Consider the following 26,338-nt stretch of genomic DNA (forward strand, 5'->3'; position numbering starts at 1 on the left):
GTCAACGTCCCCGCGCCGCCACCAGGGCCGCGTCCACGGCGCCGAAGTTCTGCATCACGAAGGCGCGCAACGCGGCGCGCGCCGCGTCGCGGCCGTCGCCGGCCGGCGCCGCCAGCGCCACCAGGGCGCCGTCGTCGCCGCGGAACAGCAGCTTGCCCTGGGCCTGGCGCAGCTTGCCGGCCACGTTGCTGGCGGTGTACTGGCCGTCGACCCACATCAGCTGCCACACCAGCAGCGGGCTGCCAGGGCCGTTCAGCACCGTCTCGCGCAGGGCCAGCGTGCGTCCGTTCGCCTGTTCGGTGCGCAGCGAAGAGCTGACCGCGTGCCACGGCGACTTCTCGCCGGCCAGGCGGTTGACGGAGCTGATCAGGCCTTTCTGCTTGCTCTGGTTGCGGTAGTACAGCAGCTGCAGCTGCACCGGGCGGCCGTCCGGCGCCTGGTACACGCGCATCAGGCGCGCGTCCGGCTCCATGTAGTGCACTTCCCAGTCGGCGAAGCCGCTGCCCGGGGCCCAGGCAACGCCCGGCTCGGTCAGCGCCACCGGCTGCGGATTGTGGTTGGCGCGGTCGTTGAAGGCGGCGAAGGCGGGCCAGACGGCGGCCAGGGCCACCACTGCGACTGCCATCGGGACCAGCGAAGCGGCGCGGCTGGCGCTACCCGCTTCGTGCGCCACGGGTGCGGCGGCGGCGGCGGCTTCGGCCGGCGTCTGCTCGTCCTCGCGCCAGTAGCTGCCGATCCAGAACATGATGAACATGATCAGGCCGAAGAACACCCAGCCGTAGACCAGGTGGTCGACGCCGGTGGCCAGCTCCATGCCGCTCAGGTGGCCGGTCATGACGATGCCGTAGGCGCGCAGCCAGTTGGCGACGATCGGCACCACGATCGACAGGCCAATGAACACCAGGCGGCGGCGGTTGGACCGGTAGGTGAGATAGGCGTACAGGCAGCCCAGCGTGATCGAGGAGATCAGGTAGCGGATGCCGCTGCAGGCTTCCACCACCGACCAGCTGCCGGTGGGCAGTTCGAAGCGGTTGCCGTTACGCAGCACCGGGATGCCGGAAGCCTGTACCGCCCACACGGTGAAGTCGGCCGTGTAGTTGATGAGGGGCGCAACGAAGATCTCGCCGAAGGGCACGGCGAACAGCAGGAACAGCAGCGGGAAGGTGAACTTCGAGGCCAGGCGCGGTCCGAGCAGGGTCAGGGCCGCCAGCGGGAACATCGACACGAAGGCATATTGCATCACTACCTGCACGTCGCCCATGCGGCCGGCCAGCCAGACGGCGCCGGCGCCGGCCAGCAGCACCAGGCCCGGCGCCCAGGGGCGCGCGGGCAGCTGCGCGAACCAGGCGCGCTGGCGCCAGATCAGGGCCAGGCTGATCGGCAGGATCACATAGCCGTGGGCGAAGGTCTCGGAGCTGTTCCAGATCGCCACCATCGAGGCGGCGGTGGAGAAGTACAGCAGGAAGGGCGCCAGCAGGGCTAGTGCCAGCGGCAGGTAGTTCGCACGCAGCGGCGCCGCGGGAACGTTCACATTGACCCGGGCCAGGCCGGGTGGCGGTGTCAGATGCATTCCAGTCGCTCCCCGATGCAGGCCAGGTTGCTCGGCCAGCTATATTTGCGTTCGACCCTGGCGCGCGCGGCCAGGCCCATCTCGTTGTCGCTGCGCGCCAGCAGGGCGGCCACGGCGTCGGTGAAGCCGGCCGCGTCCTGGGCCAGCACCAGCTCGCGGCCTGGTTCGGCCTCGATGCCTTCCAGCGCCTGCGGCGACACCACCACCGGGGTGGCCATCGCCATCGCTTCCAGCACCTTGTTCTGGATGCCACGCGCGATGCGCAGCGGCGCCACCGCGCAGCGCGCATGCGCGATGTAGGGGCGCACGTCCGGCACGGTGCCGGTGACCACGATGTTCGGCTGCTTGGCCAGTTCCAGCACCGACGGGGCCGGGCGGGCGCCGACGATGTAGAAGCGCAGTTCTGGGAAACGCTTGCGCAGCAGCGGCATCACGTCAAGCGCGAACCACTGCACCGCATCCACGTTCGGCCAGTAGTCCATGGCGCCGGTGAACACGATGGCCTGTTCGCCTTCCTTGAACGGAGAGGGACCGGCAGCGGCGGGCGAGAAGTAATCGGTATCGACCCCGTTGCTGAAGAAGCCGATGCGGGCGTCGCTTTCCGGCGCCAGCTGGCGGAACAGGTCGGCCTCCGGCGCCGACACGAACAGCGAGGCGTCATATTCGCGCGCCACCTGGCGCTCGTAGGACAGCAGCTGGCGCGCCTCATGGCGGTACAGCCAGCTCATGGGCCAGGATTTCTTGTCGGCGTACTGGCGCCACTTGTCCGAGTCGACGTCGCAGAAATCGACCACGCGGCGCGCGTTCGGGTATTTGTCGGCGTACTGCGCCATCGCCGAGGAGAACACCAGCACGCGCTGGATGCCGTGCGCGGCGACGGTCTGGTCGACCCAGCGCGCCAGGCCGGCGTCGCGGTAGTAGTCGAGCGAGAGAGAACGGTTCCTGACCAGGGCCTTCATGCTGCGCACGCGGGCCAGCAGCGGGTTCAGGGCCGCGAAATGGCTGCTCGCGCACATCTTCTCGACGGTCGGCACATGCTGCCAGTCGTCCGGGTCGTCCACGAAGGTGGCCAGGTGCACCCGGTAGTCGCGCGCCAGGTGCTTGAGCAGGTGATAGGAGCGGATCTTGTCGCCCTTGTTGGGCGGGTAGGGGATCCGGTGGATCAGGAGCAGCAGGTCTTCCACGTCTTATCCCAGGTTGCGCACGATGTAGGGGCCGAGGAAGTTCGCCACCGGCAGCGGCAGCTTCTTCCACATCTTGATGAACAGCTGGTACTTCGGATTCAGCGGATTGTTGTCCGGCAGCTGGTCGGCACCATACAGCTTGTATTCATAGGGCAGCGGCGTGGCGGTGAAGCCCCAGTTCTTCTTGAAGTCGTAGGCGCCTGTGCCCAGCTTGCTGCGGCCATAGTCGAAGATACGGCACCCACGCGCGGCGGCTGCCTGCATCAGGTTCCAGTACATGAAGTCGTTGCCCGCCACTTCGCGCGCCAGGTCCATGCCGCCGCCGTAGTAGGGCACGACCTCGTCGCGCCAGTAGAAGGACAGCACCGAGGCCACCAGCCGGTCGTCGCTCGTGTAGATGCTGCGGACCTCGCACTCGTCGCCGAAGACCTGCTGCAGCAGGGCGAAGTATTTTTTCGGGAACACCGGGGTACCCAGGCGCAGCACGCTGTTGGCATAGGCCTCGAACATGCGGTCGACGTTGTCTTCCACGACACCCTTCAGGCCCAGCTTGATCCCCTTGCGCACCATGGCGCGCTGCTTGCGCGGGATGGCGTTCAGGTTGGCCTCGTCGTCGCTCGAAATCTCCTTGCGGAAGGTGACGTACAGTTCCTTGGTATGCCAGCTCGGATCGTCCGGGTGGGCGCGCTGCATGCCGCGGTATTCGAGGTGGCCCACCCCCAGTTCGCGTGCCAGCTTGTCGGCGGCTTCGTCGAGCAGGCGGCGCGCGCCGTCGTCGATGGCGGCTACGCCGCCGTACACGCAGAAGGGCATGGCGCCGAGCGAATGGCCGAACAGGCGGCTCTTGATTTGCGCCAGCGGCAGCACGCCCTGGATCTGGCCGTCCTGCTGCACGTAATAGAACCAGGTCTTGATGCCGAAGGATGCCTCGATGACCCGCTGCCAGCCCGACAGGTGGAAGAAGGTGGCGTCCGGGCAGGCCCGGACAAAGGCATCCCAGCGGGCGCGTTCCTGCGGCTGCAGCAGGTGCAGCGTCTGGGGGCCGGCGGCCGGCGCCGGTGCGGCGCGCCTGGCTTGCGAGGCTTCGATGATCGAGTTCATGGGTGCGTTCGGGTGACGGTTATTTCGGGTCCAGGAAGATGCGGTCCATGCGGTCCCACGCGAAGTCGCGCGCCAGCTGTTCCAGGCGGCCTTCCATGCGTTCGATGTTGACGTAGTGGCGGAAACGCGACTTGGCGTCCAGGCCCTCGGGGCGCGGCTGGCCGGGGTCGACTTCCCACGGGTGGAAATAGAACAGGGCGGGCTGGCGGTCCTCGCGGTTCACCTTCTGCATCATCCAGCGCGACAGGGCGTAAGGCAGCAGGCGGAAGTAGCCGCCGCCACCGGCCGGCAGGTTCCGGCCCAGCATGTTCACGGTGGTGATCGGCACTTCCAGCAGGCCGTCCGGGCCGTGCGGGTAGAAGGCGAAGCGCGGTGCATCCGGCATGCCGTAGTGGTCGTGGGCGATCGGGTAGATGCTCGAGCTGTAGCGGTAGCCCGCTTCGTGCAAGGCTTCCAGCGCCCACAGGTTGGCATGGCCGATCGAGAAGCTCGGCGCGCGGTAGCCCAGCACGGCCTGGCCGCCGATGTCTTCCAGCAGCGCCTTGCTGGAGCGGATGTCGTTGTCGAATTCGGCGCGGTCCTGGTCGGAGGCGCGCAGGTGTCCGTAGCCGTGGCTGGCCAGTTCATGGCCGGCGGCCACGATCCGGCGCACCATCGCCGGATAGCGCTCGGCGATCCAGCCGAGGGTGAAGAAGGTGGCCTTCACGCCGTGGCGCTCGAAGATCGCAAGGATGCGCTCGATGTTGGCTTCGACGCGGCACTCCCGGCTGGGCCAGGAGGCGCGGTCGATGTAGGGGGCGAAAGCCGAGACCTGGAAGTAGTCTTCGACGTCGCAGGTCATGGCATTGTGAATACGCTGTCCCGGCGCGGGCGCGGGACGCGGTGCGGGAGCGTAGAGTTTCATTCCTGGCCATCCACGTGCTGGGCCGCCGCGCCCTGGGGCGTGGCGACGATTTTTTTCAGGATCGACAGCACCGAAACGATCGACTTCTCGAGGCGCATCATGCGCTCGTCCAGCAGCTCGACACTGGCGCGCCGTTCGCCGCGGTGTTCGGCACCGCCCGCTTCGCCGTGCGCGAGGGCGGCGGCCGGATCGGGTTCCCCCATCGCCTCGGGCAGTTCGAATTCTTCGGAGATGTCGCGCACCACTTCGCCGATGTCGGCTTCGGAAAACGCGTGCAGCTCTTCCAGGTAGCCCATCAGGAGCACCCGGTCCATCAGCGTGTTGGTCTTGCGCGGAATGCCGCCGCTGTAGGCATACACGGCCGCGTAGGCGCCGTCGTCGAGCGAAGGGTCGCCCTTCCAGCCCACCGTGGCCATGCGGTGCTCGATGTAGGCGCGGGTCTCCTGCGCATCCATCGGCCCCAGATGGTAGCTGGCGATCACGCGCTGGCGCAGCTGCTGCATGCCGGGGCTGTGCAGGGTCGAGCGGAATTCCGGCTGGCCGAGCAGGAAGGTCTGCAGCAGCGAGCGGTCGTCGGTCTGGAAGTTCGACAGCATGCGCAGTTCCTCGACCGTGCGCGCGTTCAGGTTCTGGGCTTCGTCGATCACCAGCAGTGCGCGCTTGCCTTGGCGGTCGACGCCGCGCAGGAACTGCTCCAGGCGGTTCAGCAGCTCGGCCTTGCTGGCACCCTCGAAGGGCAGGCCGAAGGCCGAGACCACCATGCGCAGCGTGTCTTCCGGATCGAGGCTGGTGTTGACGATGTGGGCGGCGACGATCTGGTCGAGCGGGATCTTGTTGAGCAGGTTGCGCACCAGCGTGGTCTTGCCGGCGCCGACTTCGCCCGTGATGACGATGAAGCCCTCGCCCTGCGACAGGCCGTACTCGAGGTAGGCCATGGCGCGCTTGTGGCCCTTGGACCCGAAGAAGAAATGCGGGTCCGGGCGCAGCTGGAAGGGCTTGGCGGACAGCCCGTAATAAGATTCATACATCGCTTGCTGGCTCCTTAAAACTGGGCGGACAGGCTGGCGGAAATGGAGTTCTCCTCGTACGGCGCGGTGTTCGCACTGAAGAAGCCGCGGGTGCCGGTCTTGCGGCGCAGGTCGAGCGTTGCGCGCACATCGCGGCCCAGCTGGCGTGCCAGTCCTACCCGGAAGTTGCGTCGGTTATTGTCGAGTTCAGTGCTGATCGAGCGGCTCTTGCTCCAGCCGGCCGAGGCCACGGCACTGGTACGCGAGTTGAGCCGGTAGTCCAGGCTGGCATTGACGCCATGCTGGCGGACGTTGTCGTTCAGGCGGCTGAACTGGCTGCCCAGCAGGTCGCTGTCGGTCTGCTGGCTCGACAGGGCAATGCGTTCGTTCTTGTACACGGACAGCACGGCATTACTGCGCGGCATACGGTATGCCACCGATCCCAGCAAGGTCTTCTGGCGGAAGTAGCGGTTGCTCAGGAAGTTGATGTTGTCGGTCAGGCTGGCCGGCAGGCCGTTGTCGCGGATATAGGCCTCGACCACCTGCTGGCGCAGCAGCGGATCCTTGATCGTGCCCGAGAACAGGCGGTCCAGCATGGCGGCGGTATCGATCGCGGCCGGCAGCAGGAACTGCTGGCGCGAGGTCGTGATGCCATCGTCGTAACTGACGTTCCAGACCGTGCGCCGGCTGCGGTGCAGCAGCGACAGGGCGCCGGTCTGGCCATAGAAGTGGCGTCCGATCGAGGCATTGAGCTGGGTGCGCTGTGAAGGCCTCCAGTCGAAGCCGGCCGACCAGTTGCGTCCCCCGCTGTCGGCACCCAGGCCATCGAAATCGTAGCTGTCGTAGCCCACGCTGGCGGTCAGGGCAAAGCGGTTGGTCAGCGCGTAGCGCAGGTTCCCGGTCGTCATCTCGGAACGGCGCTCGCCACCGAACCTGTCCTCGAGGTCCTGGCGCACGTAGCTCAGGCCCCAGCCCACCTTGCCGAATGCGCTGCCACTGGCCAGGTTGGCGGTAATGCTGTCGCCGTTGCTGTTGGCGAAACCGGCGCGGGCGCCGCCCGACACGCGGTCGCGCGCATAGCGCACCATCAGCGATGCCGTCTGCCCGAAACGGTGCTGCAGATACGGACTGACACGCCAGGTCTGGATGTTGGTGCGGTTTTCCGCCAGGTAGGGCGCATCCTCGACCAGCGGGCCGAAGGCGGAGATGTTCTGTGGCGAGCGGCTTAGGCTCGCATCGACGAAGAACATATCCTTGATCACGGTACCGCGTCCGGACACCGCATAGTCGAAGCTGTGGTCGAGCGTGCGGCGCAGGCCGTCGTCGCGGTAGTTGAAGTGGCGCCAGCGCGCCCGGCCGTCGAGGACCAGGCGCGGCCCCTGGCCGTGGAAGGCCAGCGAGGGCGCCAGTTCGGTAACGAACTGCGACTGTTTCGACGCGTCGCTCTCGAGCCAGAAATTGTCGGTATAACGCCCGGTCAAGGTAACGGACGGCACGACGCGCCAGTCGGCCTGGCATTCCGAGGCCAGCAGCATCGCCGCCAGCGCGAGCGGTGCCATGCGCGGCAGGCGAGACAGGCGTACATTGCGCATGCCCACCGGTTCACCCATAGTTGTAGTCATACGTTTCTTCGATGCCCGGGATGTCCCTGGTCTTGTTATAGATGAGATTCACGTTGGTGTAGCCTTCCAGCTGGCGCAGCGCTTCGCTGACGGCGTGCTGGGTCGTCTTCTGGGCTTCCACCACCACGACGATCTGGCCCATGTGGCTGGCCAGGGCGCGCGCCTCGCTGGTCAGCAGCAGCGGCGGCGAGTCGAAGATGACGATCCGGTCCGGGTAGCGGTAGGCGATCTCGTGCACCAGGTTTGCCATGGACGAGCTGGCCAGAAGTTCGGTGGCGCGCGGTGTGCTGGTGCCGGCGGCCAGGATGCTGAGGGTGTCGACGTTGGTGCGCAGCAGGACGTCGGACATGTCGAGCTTGTCGTCCACCAGCAGGTCCATCAGGCCGCGCTGGGCCGGCAGGCCGAGCGTGCGCAGCACCGAGGGGCGCGCCACGTCGGCGTCGACCAGCAGGACGGTGTGGTCGAGTTCCATGGCGATGCTCATCGCCAGGTTGATCGCGCAATAGGTCTTGCCTTCGCCCGGTAGCGAACTGGTCAGCATGATCAGGTTTCCCGGGTTGGCGCCTTCGGCCCTGTCCGCGAACGCGCGCTTGAGCAGCGGGCGCTTGATGATGCGGAAGTCTTCCACCAGCGCGGTGCGGCCGCCGGCGGCGGTGACCATGCCCATGTCGCGCATCTTGCCCAAGTCGAGTTCGACCTTGCGCGTGACGACACGCGCGGAAGGAGCGTCGGCTGGCGCCGGCTGCGCCAGGTCCGGCGTGGGCGCAGGTGCAGCCGCTGCAGTCGTTGCAGCCGCCGCGGGTTGGACTGGCTCCGGGGCGGCGTGGGTTGGCGCCACGCTTGCCGCAGGTGGGAGGACTTCGATGCCGGTATCGGCATCGGCCTTGGCCGGAACGACGGCTTGGGCGCGTTCCAGGTCGATGCGGCGTGCCGCTTTTTCGATAATGCTCACGTCTGCTCCTTGTATTCGTTACATGCCGGCGGGACGCGCCAGGATGGCCGCGACGCCCGCACCGTAAAGGCCGAGCAGCAGCAGCATGGCGGTGCCGAGCGCGTACAGGCGGCGCTTGCGGCGGATGGTCTGTTCGCTGGTCCAGTTCATGCTGATCGAACCGAGGATCGGCAGCCCGCTCGCTTCCTGCAGCGCCGCGCGGCTGAGGAAGGTCGGACGTACCTGGCTCATCAGGAATGCGGCGGCCAGGCCGGCGACCAGCGCGAACACGAACACCAGCGAGAACAGGCGCAGCCGGTTCGGGCCGGACGGCACGGTGGGCGCGGTTGGCGGGTCGATGACGCGGAAGGTCAGCATGTCGGTCACCGACGACAGGTCGCCCGACAGCTTGGCCGATTCGCGGCGCGCCAGCAGTTTCTGGTGGTTCTCGCGGTTGACTTCGTAGTCGCGGTTGAGCTGGGCCAGCTGGGCCTCGACTTCCGGCGCCTGCTCGCTGCGGGAGCGCAGTTGCTCCACCCGCATCGAATGCTCGGACACCCTGGCCTGCAGCGAAGCCACGCGCGCTTCGGCGTCGGCCAGCGCCACGTTCAGCTGCTGCAGCATGGGGCTGTAGCCGGCGCCCGGATCGGCGCTGGCCCTGGGGTTCTTGGCCTCGGTCTTGCGGCGCTCGATCAGCTGGTCGAGCAGGCGCGCATTGGCGACGATGTCCGGGTGGGCCTCGGTGTACTGGGTGCGCAGGCTGTCCAGGGTCTTGGTGACGGCGGCGATACGGGCATCGAGTTCCGGGTTGGCGACGATCGGAGCGCCATCGCCAGGCGACGAGCGGCCCGAGATGCGGCGGCGGATCGCGTTGCGCGCCTGCTCGGCTTCGGCCAGTTCCAGGCGCGCGCTGTTGAGCGACTCGGTGGCGCTCATCAGGCGCGTGGTGAAGTCGCCGCCGCCGCTCGAGGGCAGCAGGCCCGCGTTGCGGATCTTGAATTCCTTCAGGCTATTCTCGGCCGCCGCTAGCTTCTCTTCATAGTTGCGGATCTGGTCGTCGATGAACTGGACAGCCTTGTCCGAATCCTGTTTCTTGCCGCCGAAGCTGCCTTCGACGAAGATCTGCAGGAAGGCCTGGACCACGTCCTTGCCCAGCTTCGGATCGTTGGCGGTGTAGCTGATGGTGTAGATGTCGTCCCGTTCGGTACCGCTGAGCTTGATGCGGGACGTGACCTCGCTCACCAGTTCTTCCTGTTCCTTGGCGGTGGTGGCCTTGACGTCGAGGTCGACCATGCGCATTACCCGCTCGACGTTCGGACGGCTGAGCAGGGTCCTGCGCATGAACATCACCTGCTGGTTGACGTTGGGCACGGTGGTCATGCCCGACAGCAGCGGTTTGAGGATGGTCTGGGTGTCGACGTAAACACGGGCCGATGCTTCGTACTGGTTCGGCAGCTTGAGCACGACTGCCCAGCCGACGATGGCCACGACCCAGGTAATGACGACCGCATGCCAGCGGTATTTTCCAATTGCCTTTAAAAAGGTAAGGAGTGCGGCTGTGATTTCTGCCATGTCTTGAATCTCGCCTTAACAACTTGCGCTAGCGCAAGCCCATCGATCAATTAAACAAACTGCATGATCGCTTGTTGACTAAGCAATTGCAATTGCGGGTGGAAAAATGTACAGGCGACGCCACGAAAAAAGCGGAGCCTGCAACACTAAATCCTTAACAACAACAATTTTGCTACAAAAATTGCTTCGAAACGAAGAATTTAGTTACAATATTGCAACAAATAGAAGTTTGTTGCATAACATTAGTTCAACATGCGCTTGAGGTTTGACACTGCAGTGCATTGTTCTATAACAACTATTGCCTCTAATCAAATTCCTATTTTAATGTTGAAGATGCAAAAGAGGCCACACAATTGGATGTTCATCAAATCAGCTTGAAGCGGTGCTCATGGGCCTGGCTGGTCCGCCTGACAGGCATCAGTTTCATCACACTAGCATGTGCGGGCAGCGCTACCGTGGCGACAGCCGACCCGCTGCCAGGAAGTGTGAGCCGTATCAAGCCTTCGGTCGTCGGAGTTGGGACGCACCTCAAGACACGGCAACCTGCGACGGTGTTCGTTGGCACTGGTTTTGTCGTTGGGGACGGCTTGAGCGTGATTACGAATGCCCATGTCATCCCGGAACGGCTCGATGCTGCACGCATGGAGGAGATCGGGATCGTCGTCAGCACCGGGCCCGATAGCTTCAGCTTTCGTCCTGCACGCCTGGCTGGGCTGGACCGCGAGCACGACCTGGCGCATTTGCGCCTGGCGGGACCGCCATTGCCGGCCCTCGCGCTCGACGAGGACGATACGGTGGCCGAGGGCCAGCTGCTTGCCTTCACCGGCTACCCGCTTGGCATGCGCCTTGGCCTGCACGCCGCGACGCACCGCGCCACGCTCGCGGCGATCGTCCCGGCCGTGCGCCCATCGGCCAGTTCGCGCCAGCTCGATCCGCGCGCCATCAACCAACTCCAGCGCGACGCTTTCGACATCTTCCAGCTGGACGGCACCGCCTACCCGGGCAACAGCGGCAGCCCCCTGTACCGGCCGGAGGGTGGGGCGGTGGTCGGCGTCATCAATATGGTGTTCCTCAAGGGCTTGAAAGAGGGCGCCGTCAGCAATCCGAGCGGGATCACCTATGCGATTCCGGTGCGTTATGTGCGTAGTCTGTTGCAAAGAAGCCCATAGTATTTCAACGGTGCACGAGGTTGCCGAAGTGCTATGATATAAAGATAGGCTCGATAATGTAGTAGCCAGCAGTGGCCGGAAAACGGGCTGCCGCCAGCTAAAACCAGGGGACTTTGAAGTGAGCTCGAAAACCATGCACAAGATTAAGCGGACAGCCCAGGCTGTCGCCGTCGGTTGCCTGTTCGCACTAGGCGGCTGCGCTACCCCACCTTCGCCGGTCGTCGACACGGCGGCCGTCAATCCGGAATACCTGATCGGACCGGGCGACAGCATCAACATCATCGTATGGCGTAATCCGGAAGTGTCGATGGCGGTACCGGTGCGCCCCGATGGCAAGATCACCACGCCGCTGGTCGAAGACCTGCCGGCTGCGGGCAAGACCTCGACCCAGCTGGCGCGCGATATCGAAGCGGCGCTCGCCAAGTTCATCCAGCAGCCAGTGGTGACCGTCGTGGTGTCGAATTTTGTCGGCAACTACAGCGAGCAGATCCGGGTCATCGGACAGGCGGCACGTCCGCAGGCGCTGCCCTACCGTAAAGACATGTCCTTGATGGATGTGCTCATCGCGGTAGGCGGCGTGACCGAATTCGCGGCCGGTAATCGCGCCAGCATCATCCGGACGGTGGACGGCAAGCAGCAGAAGATGCAGGTGCGCCTCGACGACTTGATCAAGGATGGCGACATCTCCGCCAACCTGTCCATGCGTCCTGGCGACGTCCTGGTAATTCCAGAGAGTTTCTTCTAAGCGCTAAGCTTTCTTACTGAGCAAAGCAAGCGGCTGGAGCAGGCATCTTCGCGGATGCCTGGCCAGCCGTTTTCTGTTTGGTCCGAACTGGTCCGAACTGGTCCGAAGCAGCAGGCTGTGGCAAGCGTATAAAAAGACAGTAGAAAGACAAATGGCCGGTACCCTTGCGGATACCGGCCATTTGCCGGTGACCTGCCTTCCACACCGGGCGGAGGGCAGCGGTCGATTACTTGGCAGCGCGGCGGCGGCGCAGGCCAGCCAGGCCGGCGAAGCCCAGGCCCAGCAGGGCCAGCGAACCAGGTTCCGGCACCTTGGCCATCACGTCGCCGCTGGCGTCGACGGTCCAGCCGGCTTCTGCCGACTGGCCGGTCTGGCCGTAGGTGACCTTCAGGAACATGTCGTGTGCCATGCCGTTCGGGTCAAACTGCATGTTGGTGTCGAACATGCGGGCCCACGAGCCACCGGTCACATCCAGGTAAGCCTGGCTGCCGCCCGAAATGGTGTTGTTGGCGTAGGAGGTGGTGTAGGTGTACTCAGGGAATCCACCCAGCACGCCCTCGCCAAACACGGCCGACAGGGCCAGGGTACCAGGAATATCGGTAATGCCCGTGTAGCCCTGATCGCCGATGCGGCCGTCCGGACCGTAGGAGCTGTTGTAGTTCTGGCCGGTCAGGTACATGTTCAGCCAGCCGCCGGTGCCGAGCGCCAGGGTCTGCGGCGTGAGGGAGCCGGTGACTTCGACGTAGGTATCGCGGATGCCGCCAAACATGCCGGTCATGTACTCGCCATTCTGGCCAGCGGTAAAGATCAGGCTGCCATCGGACACGCGGCTGATACTTTGGACCGAGAAAATACCCCAGGTATCTTCGCCAGACTGGCTGTTCGGCGCTTGCTGGATGCCAGGCACGGCATTGCAGGCTGCGACGCTGGTGCACTTCACGCCAGTAGTGTCACCGTAGCGAATGGTACCGGCGTCAAAGGCGTTGATGGTGATTTTCAGGTCACCTGCAACCAGGGTCACTGCGCTGGCTGGAGCGGACAGGCCTGCGGCCAGGGCAACACCAGCGACGATTCCCGAGATTTTCTTCATGTTCATTTGATCATTCCTCACAAGTTGTTGACAGGACTCCGACACCTAGGTCTATAGCAGGAGTCGTGCCAGCTCTAAAGGAAGAGCGCTAAGTCGTTGATCTTATTTCACATTCTTGTTAGCAATATTAAAATTGTGTCTTTCATATTTTCAACATGTAAGGCTTACCGACAGTGAGATAGCGCACACAAGCATCGCGTTTTAGGGGAAATTGCACTACGATACCTGCACGTTCACCGACTGAGACTTGCCAATGACCACTTTCAATTACGACACTTTTGTTACGCGAAACAAGGGCTACATTGCCGCCGACACCCAAAACAAGGTAAGCAACGCCCGTCTCCTGTTCGCGGGTTGCGGGCTGGGCAGTAGCACGGCGATCTGCGCTGCCCGCACCGGCTTCCAGCATTTCGTGCTCATCGATGGCGACACCGTCGATGCCCACAACCTGAACCGGCAGTTCTTCGATTTCGACGACATCGGCACGCCAAAGGTGGAGGCGCTCAAGAAGCAGATCCTGCGCATCAATCCGGAGGCGAACGTGGAGATCCATGTCGCCATGCTCGACAAGGACAATGCCGCCGGCCTGGTCGGCAGCGTCGACCTGATCTTCGACACCATCGATTTCGTGGACCTGGAGGCGGTGCTGGCCCTGCATGGCAATGCGGCTGCCCAGGGCAAGCCCATCTTCACTGCCATGAACATCGGTTTTGGCGCAGGCGTGATGTATTTTCCGCCGGGTGGCGGCAATTCCTTGCCGGCCATCCTGCAACGCGACGTGGAGGCGGCCGCCGCTGAAGGCAATCTCAGCTATACGGCGGTGTTCCAGCGTGTGATGGGGCGTATCGGTGCCCATCTTGACCGCCAGGTCATGGAAGAGGTGGCCAAGGCCCTGACGATCATGGAAGACGGCACCGCCTGCCCGGCCTCACAGATCGCCGTCGGCAGCTTCTCGGTGGCGGCACTGGCGATGGCGATGATGCACGACGTGCTGGCGGGAATGGAGGTGCCGGCGGCGCCGCAGATGGTGATCCACAGCTTCCGCAATCACGTGACGAAGATGGTCAATATCGCTAGTTGAGATCGACCGGTACCTCGCCCAGTTCCCGCTTGCGCACCACATGCAGGCGGGACGGGTGGCTGTGCTCGACCACGGGCGGCTTCTCGTTGAACCAGGCCGCCAGGGTCGGGTTGCTCTGGTTGAGCTTGCGGCTCAGGTCATGCAGGTCCAGCACGTAGGGCGTGACCGCACCATAGTAATTCGCTTCCGGACCGATCGCCATGAAGCGGAAACCCATTTTCTTCAGGGCGTGCGCGAGCGAGCGTTCCATTGCGGCGTACCAGAAGCGGATGCCATGCGACTGGCTGTGCCGAAACATTTCACGGTACATCCCCAGCAGCAGCATCGGTGAGCTGCGGTCGCGCCGGTCGACCGCCGGGTCGAAGGGGGGCGGCGTTTCGCTGTGGCCCATGAGACCGGGAATCCCCAGCACGCTGTCGGCACGCCGGCGCCGGTGGGTCTTCTTGACCACGAGGCGCGAAATCTCGGCCGACTGCCCACGGTCGGGCATGTCGAAATCGCTGAAGACTTCGCAATGCAGTTCGAAAGGGTAGGGCTTGGGTGCCTGCGGCTGGACCAGGCGCACGGCGCCGACCAGCTTTTCATCCATGGTAAAGGCGGCGAAGTGGGTGGAGACGTCGTCGTAGTCGTCGAACTCCATGCCGTCCACGGACTGTTCGGGCTGAAGAAAGGCGCATTCCAGGCAATATATCTGGTGCCTCAGCCTGAAAATATCACCCGGCACGGCACCGCTATTGCCACCGCGGTAGGCCCGGAAGATCTTGCGGTTGACGTGGTCGACTGTTTCCTGGTGTGCCCCGAACTCTACGCGGGACAGGAAGGCGTCTGGATCGACGCGTGCTTTTCCATTGTCCATCAGTAATTTCGTCCAGTGTTGGACCCCGTTATTTTTTCCTGAAACGGCCCTCCATATAGCTGGCGACCATGGTCTTGGCCATGATCCAGAATGGAATTGGTTCGTCGTTGAACCAGGCTGCCAGGAACTTGTTTTCTAATCGTAAACGCTCGAGCAATTCATCGAGGTCCGCCATGTGGGGAGTGACTGGACCGTAGTAATCGACCTGCGGTCCGATCGGTACAAACCTGAACCCCATCTTGTCGAGCGAGCGTGCCAACGACCTTTCCATCGCGGCATACCAGTAGCGGATACCGTTCTGGCGGCTGTGGCGGTACATCTCACGGTACATGCCGAGCAATAATAGCGGACTATTGCCGCGCTTGTCGCGCCGCACGGTTGAACGCGGCTTAATCGTCTTCGTGCTGCCTTTTTCCACGAAATCCTGCGAAATACCCTCCATCGAGTCGCCACGACGCCGCCGGTAGGTCTTCTTGACCACCAGGCGCGAGATCTCGGCGGCATGGTCCCGAGGAGGATAATCGAATCCCGGAAAAGGCGCGCAGTGCGTCTCGAACGGATAGGGCTGGCCAGGGTGCGGCTGGACCAGGCGTACCGTGCCGATCATGTCCTTGTCGAGGGTGTAGGCGGCAAAGTGGGTGGCGCAGTCGTCATAGGCGTCCGTTTCCTGTCCATCCTCGAATTCAGTGGCATCGAGATAATGTCGCTCTAGGCAATACACGTCATACCGCAATTTGTAGATCTGCCTGAGCACCTCGGATTCCATATTTCCCTTCAATACCTTCTGAAAGTAAAAATAGGGAATCAGCACATCCCGCTTGCCCTGCAATCGCGCGGCAAGCCGTGTGAAGAAACCAGCTGGCATGGGGTCGTAGCCTTGTTGGGTAACAGTGGTCATGGTCAGCTACCAGGGCAGCCGTGGCGGGATGGCGGCGGCCAGTGGCCGCCGCCACAAGACTTACAGCTGGCCCATCAAGGCCTTGGCTTCTTCCATGGAGGCGAAAGGCTTGCCCGAAGCGAGGCTCTTTTCAAGCTCCTTGCGCGCATTCGCCTTGTCGCCGGCCTTGGCCAGCCCGGCCGCCAGGTGGAAGCGGATGTCCTGCGCGTCCGGCGCGCTGGCGGTCGCCTTGCGCAGCAACTCCACGCCGCGTGCGGTTTCTCCTTTCTCCACCAGGATCCAGCCCAGCGTATCCATGACGGCCGGATTGTCGCTCGCCAGCTTGTAAGCCCGCTCGGCGGTCGGCAGGGCGCGTGCATCCTTTTCCTGCTGGTAGGCCCAGGCCAGGTTGTTGAGCGCGGCGGCATTGTCCGGGCTGGCCTTGAGCATGCCTTCCAGGCTGCCGATGGCCTGCTTGAACTGGCGCTTGGCGAGGTAGCTGTCCGCAACCAGCATGCCGACCATCTGGTCGTTCGGGTTGGCCGCATGGTACTTCGCCAGGCGCGCCTGGGCTTCCGCTTCCTTGCCGCTCTGCTTCAGGATTTCGCTGATCTTGATCAGGTGCACCGGTGCCTTGCTCAAGGCATAGGCTTTTTCATAGGCCGCCAGGGCCGGCTCCGTCTTTTTCTGGGCCAGCAGTATTTCCGCTTCCATCTGGAAGCCGAGATGCGATTTCGGCTCATCCTTCTGCAGCTGGCGGGCAAGCGCCATGGCTTCGTCCGGTTTACCGGCACGCATCGCCAGTTCGACCTGGGCCAGGCGCGCCTGCACGAACTTCGGATCGAGCGCCAGCGCGCGTTTCAGGTTTTCGCTCGCGGCCGCATCATTCTTGGTCAGCATGTTGGCCGCAGCCAGGCGCATCTGTACCATGGGCGACTTCGGCAACACGGCAGCCAGCTTACCGTAGGATTCACGGGCCCCGGTATAGTCCTTGGTGGCAATCTGCGCCTGGCCCATCAGGTCCAGCAGTTCCGGGCTGGATGGATTCACGGCGATCATCTTGCGCGCCAGGGCGAGGGCCTTGTCGGCCTGCTTGTTACGCAGGTAGTGCACGCCGAGGTTGGCGGCCGGGCCGACGGCTTCCGGATTCTCCGACTGCGCTTTTTCCAGCCAGGTGGTCGCGCCTTGCGGACGACCAGCCTGCAGTTCCAGCGCCGCCAGCGCGCTCATTGCATCGATGTTCTTCTTGTCCTTTGCCAGCATGGCCTCGAAGCGCTTCTTTGCCGCGCCAGGATTCTTCTCTGCCAGGTCGAGCCGCGCCAGGTTCGCCACGGCGGGGAAGAAGGTCGGGTTCAGCGCGACGGCCTTTTCGAAGCTGGCGCGTGCGTTCTTGATGTCCTTCTTGCCGAGGTAGACGCCACCCTTCACGTTCTGCACGGCCGGGTTGTTCGGCTGGGCTTTCTCGAGTGACTGGACGGCGGCCAGCGCCTTGTCGAACTGGCCACGACGCATTTCCGCCTGGACCAGGGCAAAGCCGGCATCCGCGGATTTCGGATCAAGCGTGGCGGCCTGCTCCAGTTCGCCGATCGCCTTGTCCATGTTGCCTTGGGCCATTTGCGACAGGCCGAGCGAGGTACGGATGCTGGCCGCGCCCGGCGCCAGCGCACTGGCCTGCTCCAGGTAGGCCGAGGCCTTGGCGAAGTCGCGCGACTGCAGGTAGGACTGGCCCGTCAGCGCCAGCAGTTGCGGGTCCTTGGTATCTTTCATCGCAGGCGCCAGCACGGCGGCCGCGTCGTCCGGCTGGCCCGACTTCAGCAGCACCTGGGCCAGCAGCTTGCGGGCATAGATATTGTTCGGCGCCGCTTCCAGGTACTTGCGCAGGTGCTGTTCGGCCTGTTTGTTACCGCCCAGGTTCATTTCGACCGCGCCTGCCAACAGCAGACTCGGCAGGTGTCCAGGAGCGACCTTCAGGATCTTCTGCAACAGGTCCCGCGCATCACCATGCTTGCCTTCCGTGTAGTTGAGCAGGGCCTGGGCATAGGTGACGTTCAGGTCGCCGCCCCAGTTTTTCTTGGCAGCGTCGAGTTCGGCCTTGGCGGCGGCAAGATTCTTGTCGCCGATGTGGATATAGGCTTTTTCAACATGGGCGCTGCGATGGCCGGGATTGATCGCCAGTGTCTTGTCATAGGCGGCCAGGGCTTCCTTCGGCTTGCCGACGCTGCGCAGCATATTGCCCTTCATCATCCACACTTCCGCGTTGTTCGGATCGCGGGTGGACGCTTCGTCCATCAGGCGTTCGGCGCCAGCCAGGTCATTGCTGAGAATCGCATGGCGCGCCATGCCGACCAGGGCATCGCCGGAATTCTGATTGATCGCCAGCGCGGCTTCATAGGCTTCCTTGGCCTTGTCGCGTTCGCCCAGTCCGAGGAAGGCATCGCCGCGGCGGGACAGCAGTTCGGCCGATCCCTTGGCTTTCTCGGGCGTGATTTCGTCGATGATTTCCTGGAACTTTGCTTGCATCATCATCGACTGGGCCAGCGCAGGCAAAGTCTTGTCGGCAGCGGCACCGAGACTGAGCGCCTTGCGGAGTTCCTTGTCCGCGGAAAGCGCGTCGCCGAGCGCCAGATGCAGGGTGCCCAGTCGCAGGCGCGCCTCGGCGTTATCCGGGTTCTGGGCGACGGCGTTCTTGAGCTGGATCAGTGCTGCTTTGCGGTCGCCTTTTTTTTCATATTGCTGTGCTTCCGCAATCAGTTCTTCCGCACTCTGTGAGCGGCTGCAGCCGGCCATGCCTGCACTGAGCAGGATGGTACTGGAAACGATGGCAACAGCAAGTTGTTTCTTGGTTAGAGTAACCGGCATTGTCTTTCCCTTTGATGAAGGCGCTTGCGTATAGAATAATTTTGGGTGCAAGCGAAGTTGCCCCACTGTTAATAATACTCTAAGGGATACGCTGGAAACCCTCTCTGCTGAACCGTACGCGCAAATTGCGTTTCTCTGTTGCTATTGTGCGAGCGGAAGCATGTAAAGTGTTGATTTGGGGAAAGATAACAGCCGTTGGCGGCGATTTGCAGCCACCACGCAGCGTGGATCAGGATTTTCGCAGGCGGCTGAGCAGGGCTTCGACGTTGTCGCCGACCGGCAAGCCATGGCGCCGCAGCAGTTGCACGTGCAGCACCAGATTCTCAAGGACCAGTTTGGCCGAGACGGCCAGCAAGGTCATCAACCGGTCTTCGGTACTGAAGTTTTCCATGGCGCCTGCCATTTCGCACAGGTGGGTAGCGACCAGCTCGCGCAGCGCATCTTCAGGAAAGGGCAGGTCGGCGAAGTCGATCGGGTCTTCCTGTTCGACTTCCCGCATCAGGGCGGCAAGTTGATGGGGCTGGATCGGCATGCATTGACTCCATGGGCATCGGCGCCCTTATTCTAGGGCAGCGAGGCGCAGGATGGCCACGGGATTGGACAGGAAGGGCAAGCGCAGGAACCCGTTCCCGAGAAAAACCACGCCGCCCGCGTAATGACTGGACGCGGGCGGCGCTGGACTTACATATTGCGGCGATACTGCCCGCCGACCTCGAACAGCGCGGTCGTGATCTGGCCCAGCGAGCAGACGCGCACGGCGTCCATCAGCTTGGCGAACACGTTCTCGTTGTCGATCGCTGCCTGCTGCAGGGCAGCCAGCGCGGCAGGGGCCCGATCGGCATTACGCGTGTGGAAGTCTTCCAGGCGGGTCAGCTGCGACTGCTTTTCGTCGTCGGTGGAGCGGGCCAGCTCGATCGTCGCCGGTGCGCCGGCGCCGTTCGGGTTGCGGAAGGTGTTCACGCCGATGATCGGCAGGGTGCCGTCATGCTTCTGGTGCTCGTACAGCATCGACTCTTCCTGGATCTTGCCGCGCTGGTAGCCGGTTTCCATCGCACCCAGCACGCCGCCGCGCTCGGCGATGCGCTCGAACTCCTGCATTACCTGCTCTTCGACCAGGTCGGTCAGCTCGTCGATGATGAAGGAACCCTGGTTCGGGTTCTCGTTCTTCGCCAGGCCCCATTCGCGGTTGATGATCAGCTGGATCGCCAGCGCGCGACGGACGGATTCGTCGGTCGGCGTGGTGATCGCTTCGTCGTAGGCGTTGGTGTGCAGGGAGTTGCAGTTGTCGTAGATCGCGATCAGGGCCTGCAGCGTGGTACGGATGTCGTTGAAGTCGATCTCCTGCGCGTGCAGCGAGCGGCCCGAGGTCTGGATGTGGTACTTCAGCTTCTGGCTACGCTCGTTGGCGCCGTACTTGTCGCGCATGGCGACGGCCCAGATGCGGCGCGCCACGCGGCCCAGCACCGTGTATTCCGGATCCATGCCGTTCGAGAAGAAGAACGACAGGTTCGGCGCGAAGTCGTCGATGTGCATGCCGCGCGCCAGGTAGGCTTCCACGAACGTGAAGCCGTTCGACAGGGTAAACGCCAGCTGCGAGATCGGGTTCGCGCCCGCTTCGGCGATGTGGTAGCCCGAGATCGACACGGAGTAGAAATTGCGCACCTGGTGGTGGACGAAATATTCCTGGATGTCGCCCATCACCTTCAGCGAGAACTCGGTGCTGAAGATGCAGGTGTTCTGGCCCTGGTCTTCTTTCAGGATGTCGGCCTGCACGGTGCCGCGCACGTTCATCAGGACCCAGTCCTTGATCTTTTGCGCTTCATCGTCGGTCGGCTGGCGATGGTTATCAAGCACGAACTTGTCGATCTGCTGGTCGATGGCGGTGTTCATGAACATCGCCAGGATGGTCGGGGCCGGACCGTTGATGGTCATCGAGACCGAGGTCGACGGGCTGCACAGGTCGAAACCGTCGTACAGGACCTTCATGTCGTCCAGGGTCGCGATCGACACGCCCGAGTTGCCGACCTTGCCGTAGATGTCCGGACGCAGGGCCGGATCGGCGCCGTACAGGGTCACCGAGTCGAAGGCTGTCGACAAGCGCTTCGCGTCCATGCCGGTCGAGACCAGCTTGAAGCGCTTGTTGGTGCGGAAGGCGTCGCCTTCACCGGCGAACATGCGGGTCGGGTCTTCGCCTTCGCGTTTGAAAGCGAACACGCCGGCCGTGTACGGGAAGGAGCCCGGCACGTTTTCCAGCATCAGGAAGCGCAGGACTTCGCCGTGGTCCTCGAACTTCGGCAGGGCGACCTTGCGGATCGGGTTGCCCGACAGGGTCTTGGCTACCAGCCGGGTACGGATTTCCTTGTCGCGGATTTTCACGACGTAGTCGTCGCCCGCATAGGCGGCCTGCATGTCGGGCCACATGGCCAGCAGTTTTTTCGCGCCGCCTTCCATGGCGTTGTCACGCTCGGTGATCAGGTCGTCCAATACCACGTCACGGTTGGCGGCGGCCAGCATGCGCTTGGCCTCGCTCAGCTGCTGGCGCTCGCGGGCGAGCTGCACCTGCTTGCGCACGTTGCGGTGGTAGCCGCGCACGGTATCGGCGATCTCGGCTAGGTAACGGGCGCGCGCCGGGGGAACGATCACGTTCTTGCCGCTCGAGTATTTTTGCGACGGCGCAGCCAGGCGGCTTGGCTCCACCTGCAGGCCCAGCTCGGCCAGTTTCGGCAGCAGGCCGTGGTACAGGGCGGTGACGCCGTCGTCGTTGAAGCGCGAAGCCTGGGTGCCGTACACCGGCATCTCGTCGGGCTGGCGGCTCCACAGTTCGCGGTTGCGCTGGTACTGTTTGGAGACGTCGCGCAGCGCATCCTGGGCGCCCTTGCGGTCGAATTTATTAATGGCGATGAAGTCCGCGAAGTCGAGCATGTCGATCTTCTCGAGCTGTGAGGCGGCGCCGAATTCCGGGGTCATCACATACATCGAAGTGTCGACATGCGGCACAATGGCGGCGTCGCCCTGGCCGATGCCCGAAGTCTCGACGATCACCAGGTCGAAGCCGGCCACCTTGCAGGCGGCGATCACGTCCGGCAGGGCTTGCGAGATCTCCGAACCGGCTTCGCGGGTGGCGAGCGAGCGCATGAACACGCGCGCTTGCCCATTCCACGGGTTGATCGCGTTCATGCGGATGCGGTCGCCCAGCAGCGCGCCGCCCGACTTGCGGCGCGACGGGTCGATCGAGACGACGGCGATATTGAGGCGGTCGCCCTGGTCGAGACGAATGCGGCGGATCAGTTCATCGGTCAGCGAGGATTTGCCCGCGCCGCCGGTGCCGGTGATGCCGAGGACTGGCGCCTTGACGGTATCGGCGGCTTCCACGATCCGCTTGCGCAGTTCCGGGTCGGCCTTGCCGTTCTCCAGCGCGGTGATCAGCTGGGCCAGCGGGCGGTGGCGATCGGCGATCTCGCCCTGCTGCAGCGCCTCGATCGAGGTGGGGGCGTATGACGACAGGTCGACGTCGCAGGCTTCCAGCATCGAACGGATCATGCCGACCAGGCCCATGCGCTGGCCGTCTTCCGGGCTGAAGATGCGGGTGACGCCGTAAGCGTGCAGTTCCTCGATCTCGCTCGGGACGATCACACCGCCGCCGCCGCCGAACACCTTGATGTGGGCGCCGCCGCGCTGGCGCAGCAGGTCGATCATGTATTTGAAGTATTCGACGTGGCCGCCCTGGTAGCTCGAGATGGCGATGCCCTGCACGTCTTCGGAAAGGGCCGCGGTGACGACTTCGTCGACCGAGCGGTTGTGGCCGAGGTGGATCACTTCGGCGCCGTTCGACTGCAGGATGCGGCGCATGATGTTGATCGAGGCGTCATGGCCGTCGAACAGCGAGGCGGCGGTGACGAAGCGCACCTTGTTGGCCAGCTTCGGCTGCTCCGGCAGGTCGAGTTTGGTGGCGGGGGTGATGTCGTTCATGGGTGTGGGTCCTTGGGAATCGGGAGGACAGGAGGTATCTCGGTACGGTATATGACGTTAACGTTAACGTCAAGCCAGGCACGATGGCTTCGTAGGGTGGGCGGCTTGACCGCCCACGCGTTCAATCTACGCATGCATTGACTGAACGCGTGGGCGGGAGACCCGCCCACCCTACGATTACGCAGCGCGCTTTTTGACGTTGCCGGACAGCAGCTCCGCCTTGCGTGCACGGAACTCTGACACGGCCTTTTCCTTCACGTGGCCGAAGCCGCGGATCTGTTCCGGCAGCGCGGCCAGTTCGACCGCCTGCGCATGGTTGCCCGCATCGAGTTGCGCGACCAGGGCTTCGACCATCTCGCGGTATTCCACGATCAGGGCGCGCTCCATCTTGCGCTCGGCGGTCTTGCCGAAGACATCGAAGGCGCCGCCACGCAGGCCCTTCATCTTCGCCAGCAGCCTGAAGGCGCCGAACATCCACGAGCCGTACTGCGCCTTGACCATGTGGCCCTTGGCGTCCTTTTTCGCGAACATCGGCGGCGCCAGGTTGAATTTCAGGGAGAAGTCGCCTTCGAACTGGGTCTTGAGCTGTTCGACGAAGCGGCCGTCGGTGTACAGGCGCGCCACTTCGTACTCGTCCTTGTAGGCCATCAGCTTGGCGTAATTCTTCGCCACTGCCATCGACAGCTTGTTGCCCAGGCCTTTCGCGGTCTCAAGCTCGCGCACGCGTTTCACCAGGTTTTCATAGACGGCCGCGTAGGCGGCGTCCTGGTAGCCCGTCAGGTGCTGGACGCGCTTCTTGATGACGCTGTCCAGGCTTTGCGGCATCTGGATCACGACGGTCTGGCTTGGGGTAGCCTGCTTCTCGACGCGCTTGAAGTCGACGGCGGCGCGGCGGCCCCACAGGAAGCTCATCTTGTTGGAAGCGACGGCCACGCCGTTCAGTTCGATCGCGCGCAGCAGGGCGGCTTCCGACAGCGGGATGCGGCCCTTCTGCCAGGCGTAACCCATCAGGAACAAATTGGTCGCGATCGAATCGCCCATCAGCGCGGTGGCCAGCCTGGTGGCGTCGACGAAATCGGCGCCCGACTCGCCGCCCACGGCTTCCAGGATCAGCGCGCGCACGTCCTCAAGCGGGAATTCCCAGTCGCGCTGCTGCGCAAAGGTGCCGGTCGGCTGCTCGTGCAGGTTGACGATGGCCAGGGTGCGGCCCGGACGCATCTTGGAGACCGCATCGGCGGCGCCGGTGGTGAGAATGTCGCAGCCCAGGATCAGGTCCGCTTCGCCGGTGGCGATGCGCTGCGCGCGCAGGCGGTCCGGGGTGGCGGCGATCTTCACGTGCGAGGTGACGGAACCGTTCTTCTGGCTCATGCCGGTCATGTCCAGCACCGAGGCGCCCTTGCCTTCCAGGTGGGCGGCCATGCCCATCAAGGCGCCGACGGTGATCACGCCAGTGCCGCCGATGCCGTTGATCAGGATGTTGTACGGATGCTCGACGCTCGGCAGCGTCGGCTCGGGAAGCAGGCCCCAGCCGTCATCGGCGCCTTGTTTCGACACGCCGGCCTTGCTCTTCTTGAGCGTGCCGCCTTCGACGGTCACGAAACTCGGGCAGAAGCCTTTCGCGCACGAGTAATCCTTGTTGCACGAGGACTGGTCGATCTGGCGCTTGCGGCCGAATTCCGTTTCCTTCGGCAGGATCGAGACGCAGTTCGACTGGATGCCGCAGTCGCCGCAGCCTTCGCACACGGCTTCGTTGATCACCATGCGCTGGTTCGGGTCGGGGAACTCGCCTTTCTTGCGGCGGCGGCGCTTCTCGGCGGCGCAGGTCTGGTCGTAGATGATGACCGTGACGCCCGGCAGTTCGCGCAGTTCGCGCTGGACGTCGTCCATCTGCTTGCGGTCGTGCAGGGTGACCATGGCCGGCAGGTTGGAGCGGTCGGCGTAGCGCGACAGGTCTTCGGTGACGAGCGCGATGCGCTTCACGCCCTCGGCCGCCATCTGCTGGGCGATCATCGGCACCGAGGTCTGGCCGTCCACCGGCTGGCCGCCGGTCATCGCGACCGCGTCGTTGTACAGGATTTTATAGGTGATGTTGACCCTGGCCGCCACCGCCGCGCGGATCGCCAGGTAGCCCGAGTGGAAGTAGGTGCCGTCGCCCAGGTTCTGGAACACGTGCGGCACCTTGGAGAACGCGGCCTGGCCGATCCAGGGCGTGCCTTCGCCGCCCATGTGGGTAGTCAGCTTGTTCATCGAAGGGTAGATCGAGGTCGCCATCACGTGGCAGCCGATGCCGGCCAGCGCGAAGGAGCCGTCCGGCACCTTGGTCGAGGTATTGTGCGGGCAGCCGGAGCAATAAAACGCTGGGCGGAACGGCGTGGTGATCGCCTTGGCAAGCACGGCGTCCTTGGCTTCCAGGAAGCTCAAACGCGCCTTGATCAGGTCACGCGTCGCTTCGTCCTGGACCAGGCGCGCGATGCGGCCTGCGATCACGCGCGCTACCTGCGCCACTGAGAAGTCGGCTTTCGGCGGCAGCAGCCAGTCGCCGCGCGGCGCCACCCATTCGCCCTTGTCGTCGAACTTGCCGACGATGTGCGGACGCACGTCGTCGCGCCAGTTGTACAGCTGTTCCTTTAGCTGGTACTCGACGACCTGGCGCTTTTCTTCGACCACCAGGATCTCTTCCAGCCCTTGCGCGAATTCGCGCACGCCTTCCGGTTCCAGCGGCCAGATCATCGCCACCTTGTACAGGCGCAGGCCGACCTTCCCGGCCATCGCTTCGTCGATGCCCAGTTCTTCCAGCGCTTCCAACACGTCCAGGTAGGACTTGCCCGAGGCGATGATGCCGAGTTTGGCGTTCGGGCTGTCGATGGTGGTGCGATTGAGCTTGTTCTCGCGCGCGTAGGCCAGGGCCGCGTAGATCTTGTAGTCCTGCATCAGCGCTTCCTGGGCGCGCGCCTGCTGGCCCAGCGGAACGGACGACAGTTTCGTGTTCAGCCCGCCTTCCGGCATCACGAAGTCCTTCGGATACTTGACCTCGACACGGAAGGGATTGGCGTCGACCGAGGCGCTCGATTCGACCGTGTCGGCCAGGGCCTTGAACGCCACCGCGCAGCCCGAGTAGCGCGACATGGCCCAGCCGTGCACGCCCAGGTCCAGGTATTCCTGCACGTTGCAGGGGTAGAGCACCGGGATCATGCAGGCCGAGAAGATATGGTCGGACTGGTGCGGCAGGGTCGACGAATAGGCGCCGTGGTCGTCGCCGGCCACCAGCAGCACGCCACCGTGTTTGCTGGTTCCGGCATGGTTCATGTGCTTGAAGACGTCGCCGCAGCGGTCCACGCCCGGGCCCTTGCCGTACCACATGGCGAATACGCCGTCATACTTGCTTGGTCCGATCAGGTCGACGGTCTGGGTGCCCCAGACGGCGGTCGCAGCCAGGTCTTCGTTCACGCCCGGCACGAACTGCACCTTGTTCGCTTCGAGGTGGCCCTTGGCCTTCCACAGGGTCTCGTCGAGGCCGCCGAGCGGCGAACCGCGGTAGCCGGACACGAAGCCGGCGGTATTCAGGCCGGCGGCGGCGTCGCGCTCGCGCTGGATCATCGGCAGGCGCACCAGGGCCTGGATGCCGGACAGGAAGATGTTGCCGGTCCTGGCGGTGTACTTGTCATCGAGGGTGACCGAATTCAAGGCTGAAGAAACGGGGCGGGACGAAACGTCCGGCGTCGCCGCTTGTGGCGTGACGGTATCTGGCATAGGGTCTCCATTATGTGGTTCGTGCTACGGCGCCGCCAGCCGGGTAGGCGA

At 63.9% G+C, this 26,338-nt stretch carries 18 protein-coding genes; 3 read left to right on the plus strand and 15 right to left on the minus strand.

From position 1 onward, the window contains the following. Position 1: 1 nt before the first annotated feature. From xrtA to LE190_RS08030, 8 genes are read right to left on the minus strand one after another with little or no spacing between them, the layout of a single operon-like run. A complete protein-coding gene (xrtA, locus tag LE190_RS07995; protein ID WP_225238230.1) occupies positions 2 to 1,570 on the minus strand; it encodes an exosortase A in 1,569 nt (522 codons plus the stop codon). Then, positions 1,561 to 2,754, minus strand: a complete 1,194-nt coding sequence (locus LE190_RS08000) for a TIGR03087 family PEP-CTERM/XrtA system glycosyltransferase (protein WP_225238231.1) — start codon at positions 2,752 to 2,754, stop codon at positions 1,561 to 1,563. The genes xrtA and LE190_RS08000 overlap by 10 nt, the downstream gene beginning before the upstream one ends. A 3-nt stretch (positions 2,755 to 2,757) precedes the next feature. Beyond that, positions 2,758 to 3,855: a FemAB family XrtA/PEP-CTERM system-associated protein gene (locus tag LE190_RS08005; protein WP_225238232.1), complete on the minus strand. Its 1,098-nt coding sequence runs from the start codon at positions 3,853 to 3,855 to the stop codon at positions 2,758 to 2,760. A gap of 19 nt (positions 3,856 to 3,874) precedes the next feature. Then, complete coding sequence (locus tag LE190_RS08010; protein WP_225238233.1) at positions 3,875 to 4,759, minus strand: XrtA system polysaccharide deacetylase; 885 nt, start codon at positions 4,757 to 4,759, stop codon at positions 3,875 to 3,877. Further along, on the minus strand, positions 4,756 to 5,787 hold the full coding sequence (locus tag LE190_RS08015) for an XrtA/PEP-CTERM system-associated ATPase (protein WP_224943711.1): 1,032 nt from the start codon (positions 5,785 to 5,787) through the stop codon (positions 4,756 to 4,758). The genes LE190_RS08010 and LE190_RS08015 overlap by 4 nt, the downstream gene beginning before the upstream one ends. A gap of 14 nt (positions 5,788 to 5,801) precedes the next feature. Next, positions 5,802 to 7,388, minus strand: a complete 1,587-nt coding sequence (locus tag LE190_RS08020) for a TIGR03016 family PEP-CTERM system-associated outer membrane protein (RefSeq protein WP_225238234.1) — start codon at positions 7,386 to 7,388, stop codon at positions 5,802 to 5,804. After that, complete coding sequence (locus LE190_RS08025) at positions 7,369 to 8,340, minus strand: XrtA-associated tyrosine autokinase (RefSeq protein ID WP_225238235.1); 972 nt, start codon at positions 8,338 to 8,340, stop codon at positions 7,369 to 7,371. Before LE190_RS08025 ends, LE190_RS08020 begins: the two co-directional genes overlap by 20 nt. An 18-nt stretch (positions 8,341 to 8,358) precedes the next feature. Then, positions 8,359 to 9,891 (minus strand): XrtA system polysaccharide chain length determinant, encoded by a 1,533-nt coding sequence (locus tag LE190_RS08030; RefSeq protein ID WP_225238236.1) that lies wholly within the window; start codon positions 9,889 to 9,891, stop codon positions 8,359 to 8,361. 551 nt (positions 9,892 to 10,442) lie between these two features. Here LE190_RS08030 and LE190_RS08035 point away from each other — a divergent pair. Both LE190_RS08035 and LE190_RS08040 read left to right on the plus strand, forming a co-directional pair. After that, positions 10,443 to 11,060: a S1 family peptidase gene (locus LE190_RS08035; RefSeq protein ID WP_225238237.1), complete on the plus strand. Its 618-nt coding sequence runs from the start codon at positions 10,443 to 10,445 to the stop codon at positions 11,058 to 11,060. 133 nt (positions 11,061 to 11,193) lie between these two features. Continuing rightward, positions 11,194 to 11,805 (plus strand): XrtA/PEP-CTERM system exopolysaccharide export protein, encoded by a 612-nt coding sequence (locus LE190_RS08040; protein ID WP_224943760.1) that lies wholly within the window; start codon positions 11,194 to 11,196, stop codon positions 11,803 to 11,805. Positions 11,806 to 12,031: 226 nt separating this feature from the next. On the opposite strand, the gene LE190_RS08045 is transcribed toward LE190_RS08040, so the two are convergent. Continuing rightward, positions 12,032 to 12,901, minus strand: a complete 870-nt coding sequence (locus LE190_RS08045) for a PEP-CTERM sorting domain-containing protein (RefSeq protein WP_225238238.1) — start codon at positions 12,899 to 12,901, stop codon at positions 12,032 to 12,034. A gap of 247 nt (positions 12,902 to 13,148) precedes the next feature. Here LE190_RS08045 and LE190_RS08050 point away from each other — a divergent pair, with 247 nt between their 5' ends. Further along, complete coding sequence (locus tag LE190_RS08050; protein WP_225238239.1) at positions 13,149 to 13,976, plus strand: ThiF family adenylyltransferase; 828 nt, start codon at positions 13,149 to 13,151, stop codon at positions 13,974 to 13,976. On the opposite strand, the gene LE190_RS08055 is transcribed toward LE190_RS08050, so the two are convergent. The 6 genes from LE190_RS08055 to LE190_RS08080 form a co-directional block, all read right to left on the minus strand. Beyond that, complete coding sequence (locus tag LE190_RS08055) at positions 13,969 to 14,832, minus strand: PEP-CTERM/exosortase system-associated acyltransferase (protein WP_225238240.1); 864 nt, start codon at positions 14,830 to 14,832, stop codon at positions 13,969 to 13,971. The genes LE190_RS08050 and LE190_RS08055 overlap by 8 nt on opposite strands. 28 nt (positions 14,833 to 14,860) lie before the next feature. Next, a complete protein-coding gene (locus tag LE190_RS08060; RefSeq protein WP_225238241.1) occupies positions 14,861 to 15,730 on the minus strand; it encodes a PEP-CTERM/exosortase system-associated acyltransferase in 870 nt (289 codons plus the stop codon). Between the two features lie 60 nt (positions 15,731 to 15,790). Beyond that, positions 15,791 to 18,568 (minus strand): XrtA/PEP-CTERM system TPR-repeat protein PrsT, encoded by a 2,778-nt coding sequence (gene prsT / locus LE190_RS08065; protein ID WP_225238242.1) that lies wholly within the window; start codon positions 18,566 to 18,568, stop codon positions 15,791 to 15,793. Positions 18,569 to 18,797: 229 nt separating this feature from the next. Further along, positions 18,798 to 19,100, minus strand: a complete 303-nt coding sequence (locus LE190_RS08070) for a hypothetical protein (RefSeq protein ID WP_225238243.1) — start codon at positions 19,098 to 19,100, stop codon at positions 18,798 to 18,800. 149 nt (positions 19,101 to 19,249) lie between these two features. Then, positions 19,250 to 22,537, minus strand: coding sequence for a fused isobutyryl-CoA mutase/GTPase IcmF (gene icmF, locus LE190_RS08075; protein WP_225238244.1), 3,288 nt, complete (start codon positions 22,535 to 22,537; stop codon positions 19,250 to 19,252). Between the two features lie 177 nt (positions 22,538 to 22,714). Then, a complete protein-coding gene (locus LE190_RS08080) occupies positions 22,715 to 26,287 on the minus strand; it encodes an indolepyruvate ferredoxin oxidoreductase family protein (RefSeq protein ID WP_225238245.1) in 3,573 nt (1,190 codons plus the stop codon). Positions 26,288 to 26,338: the final 51 nt, after the last annotated feature.

Source organism: Massilia hydrophila (assembly GCF_020208145.1).
Classification (GTDB): Bacteria; Pseudomonadota; Gammaproteobacteria; order Burkholderiales; family Burkholderiaceae_D; genus Telluria; species Telluria hydrophila.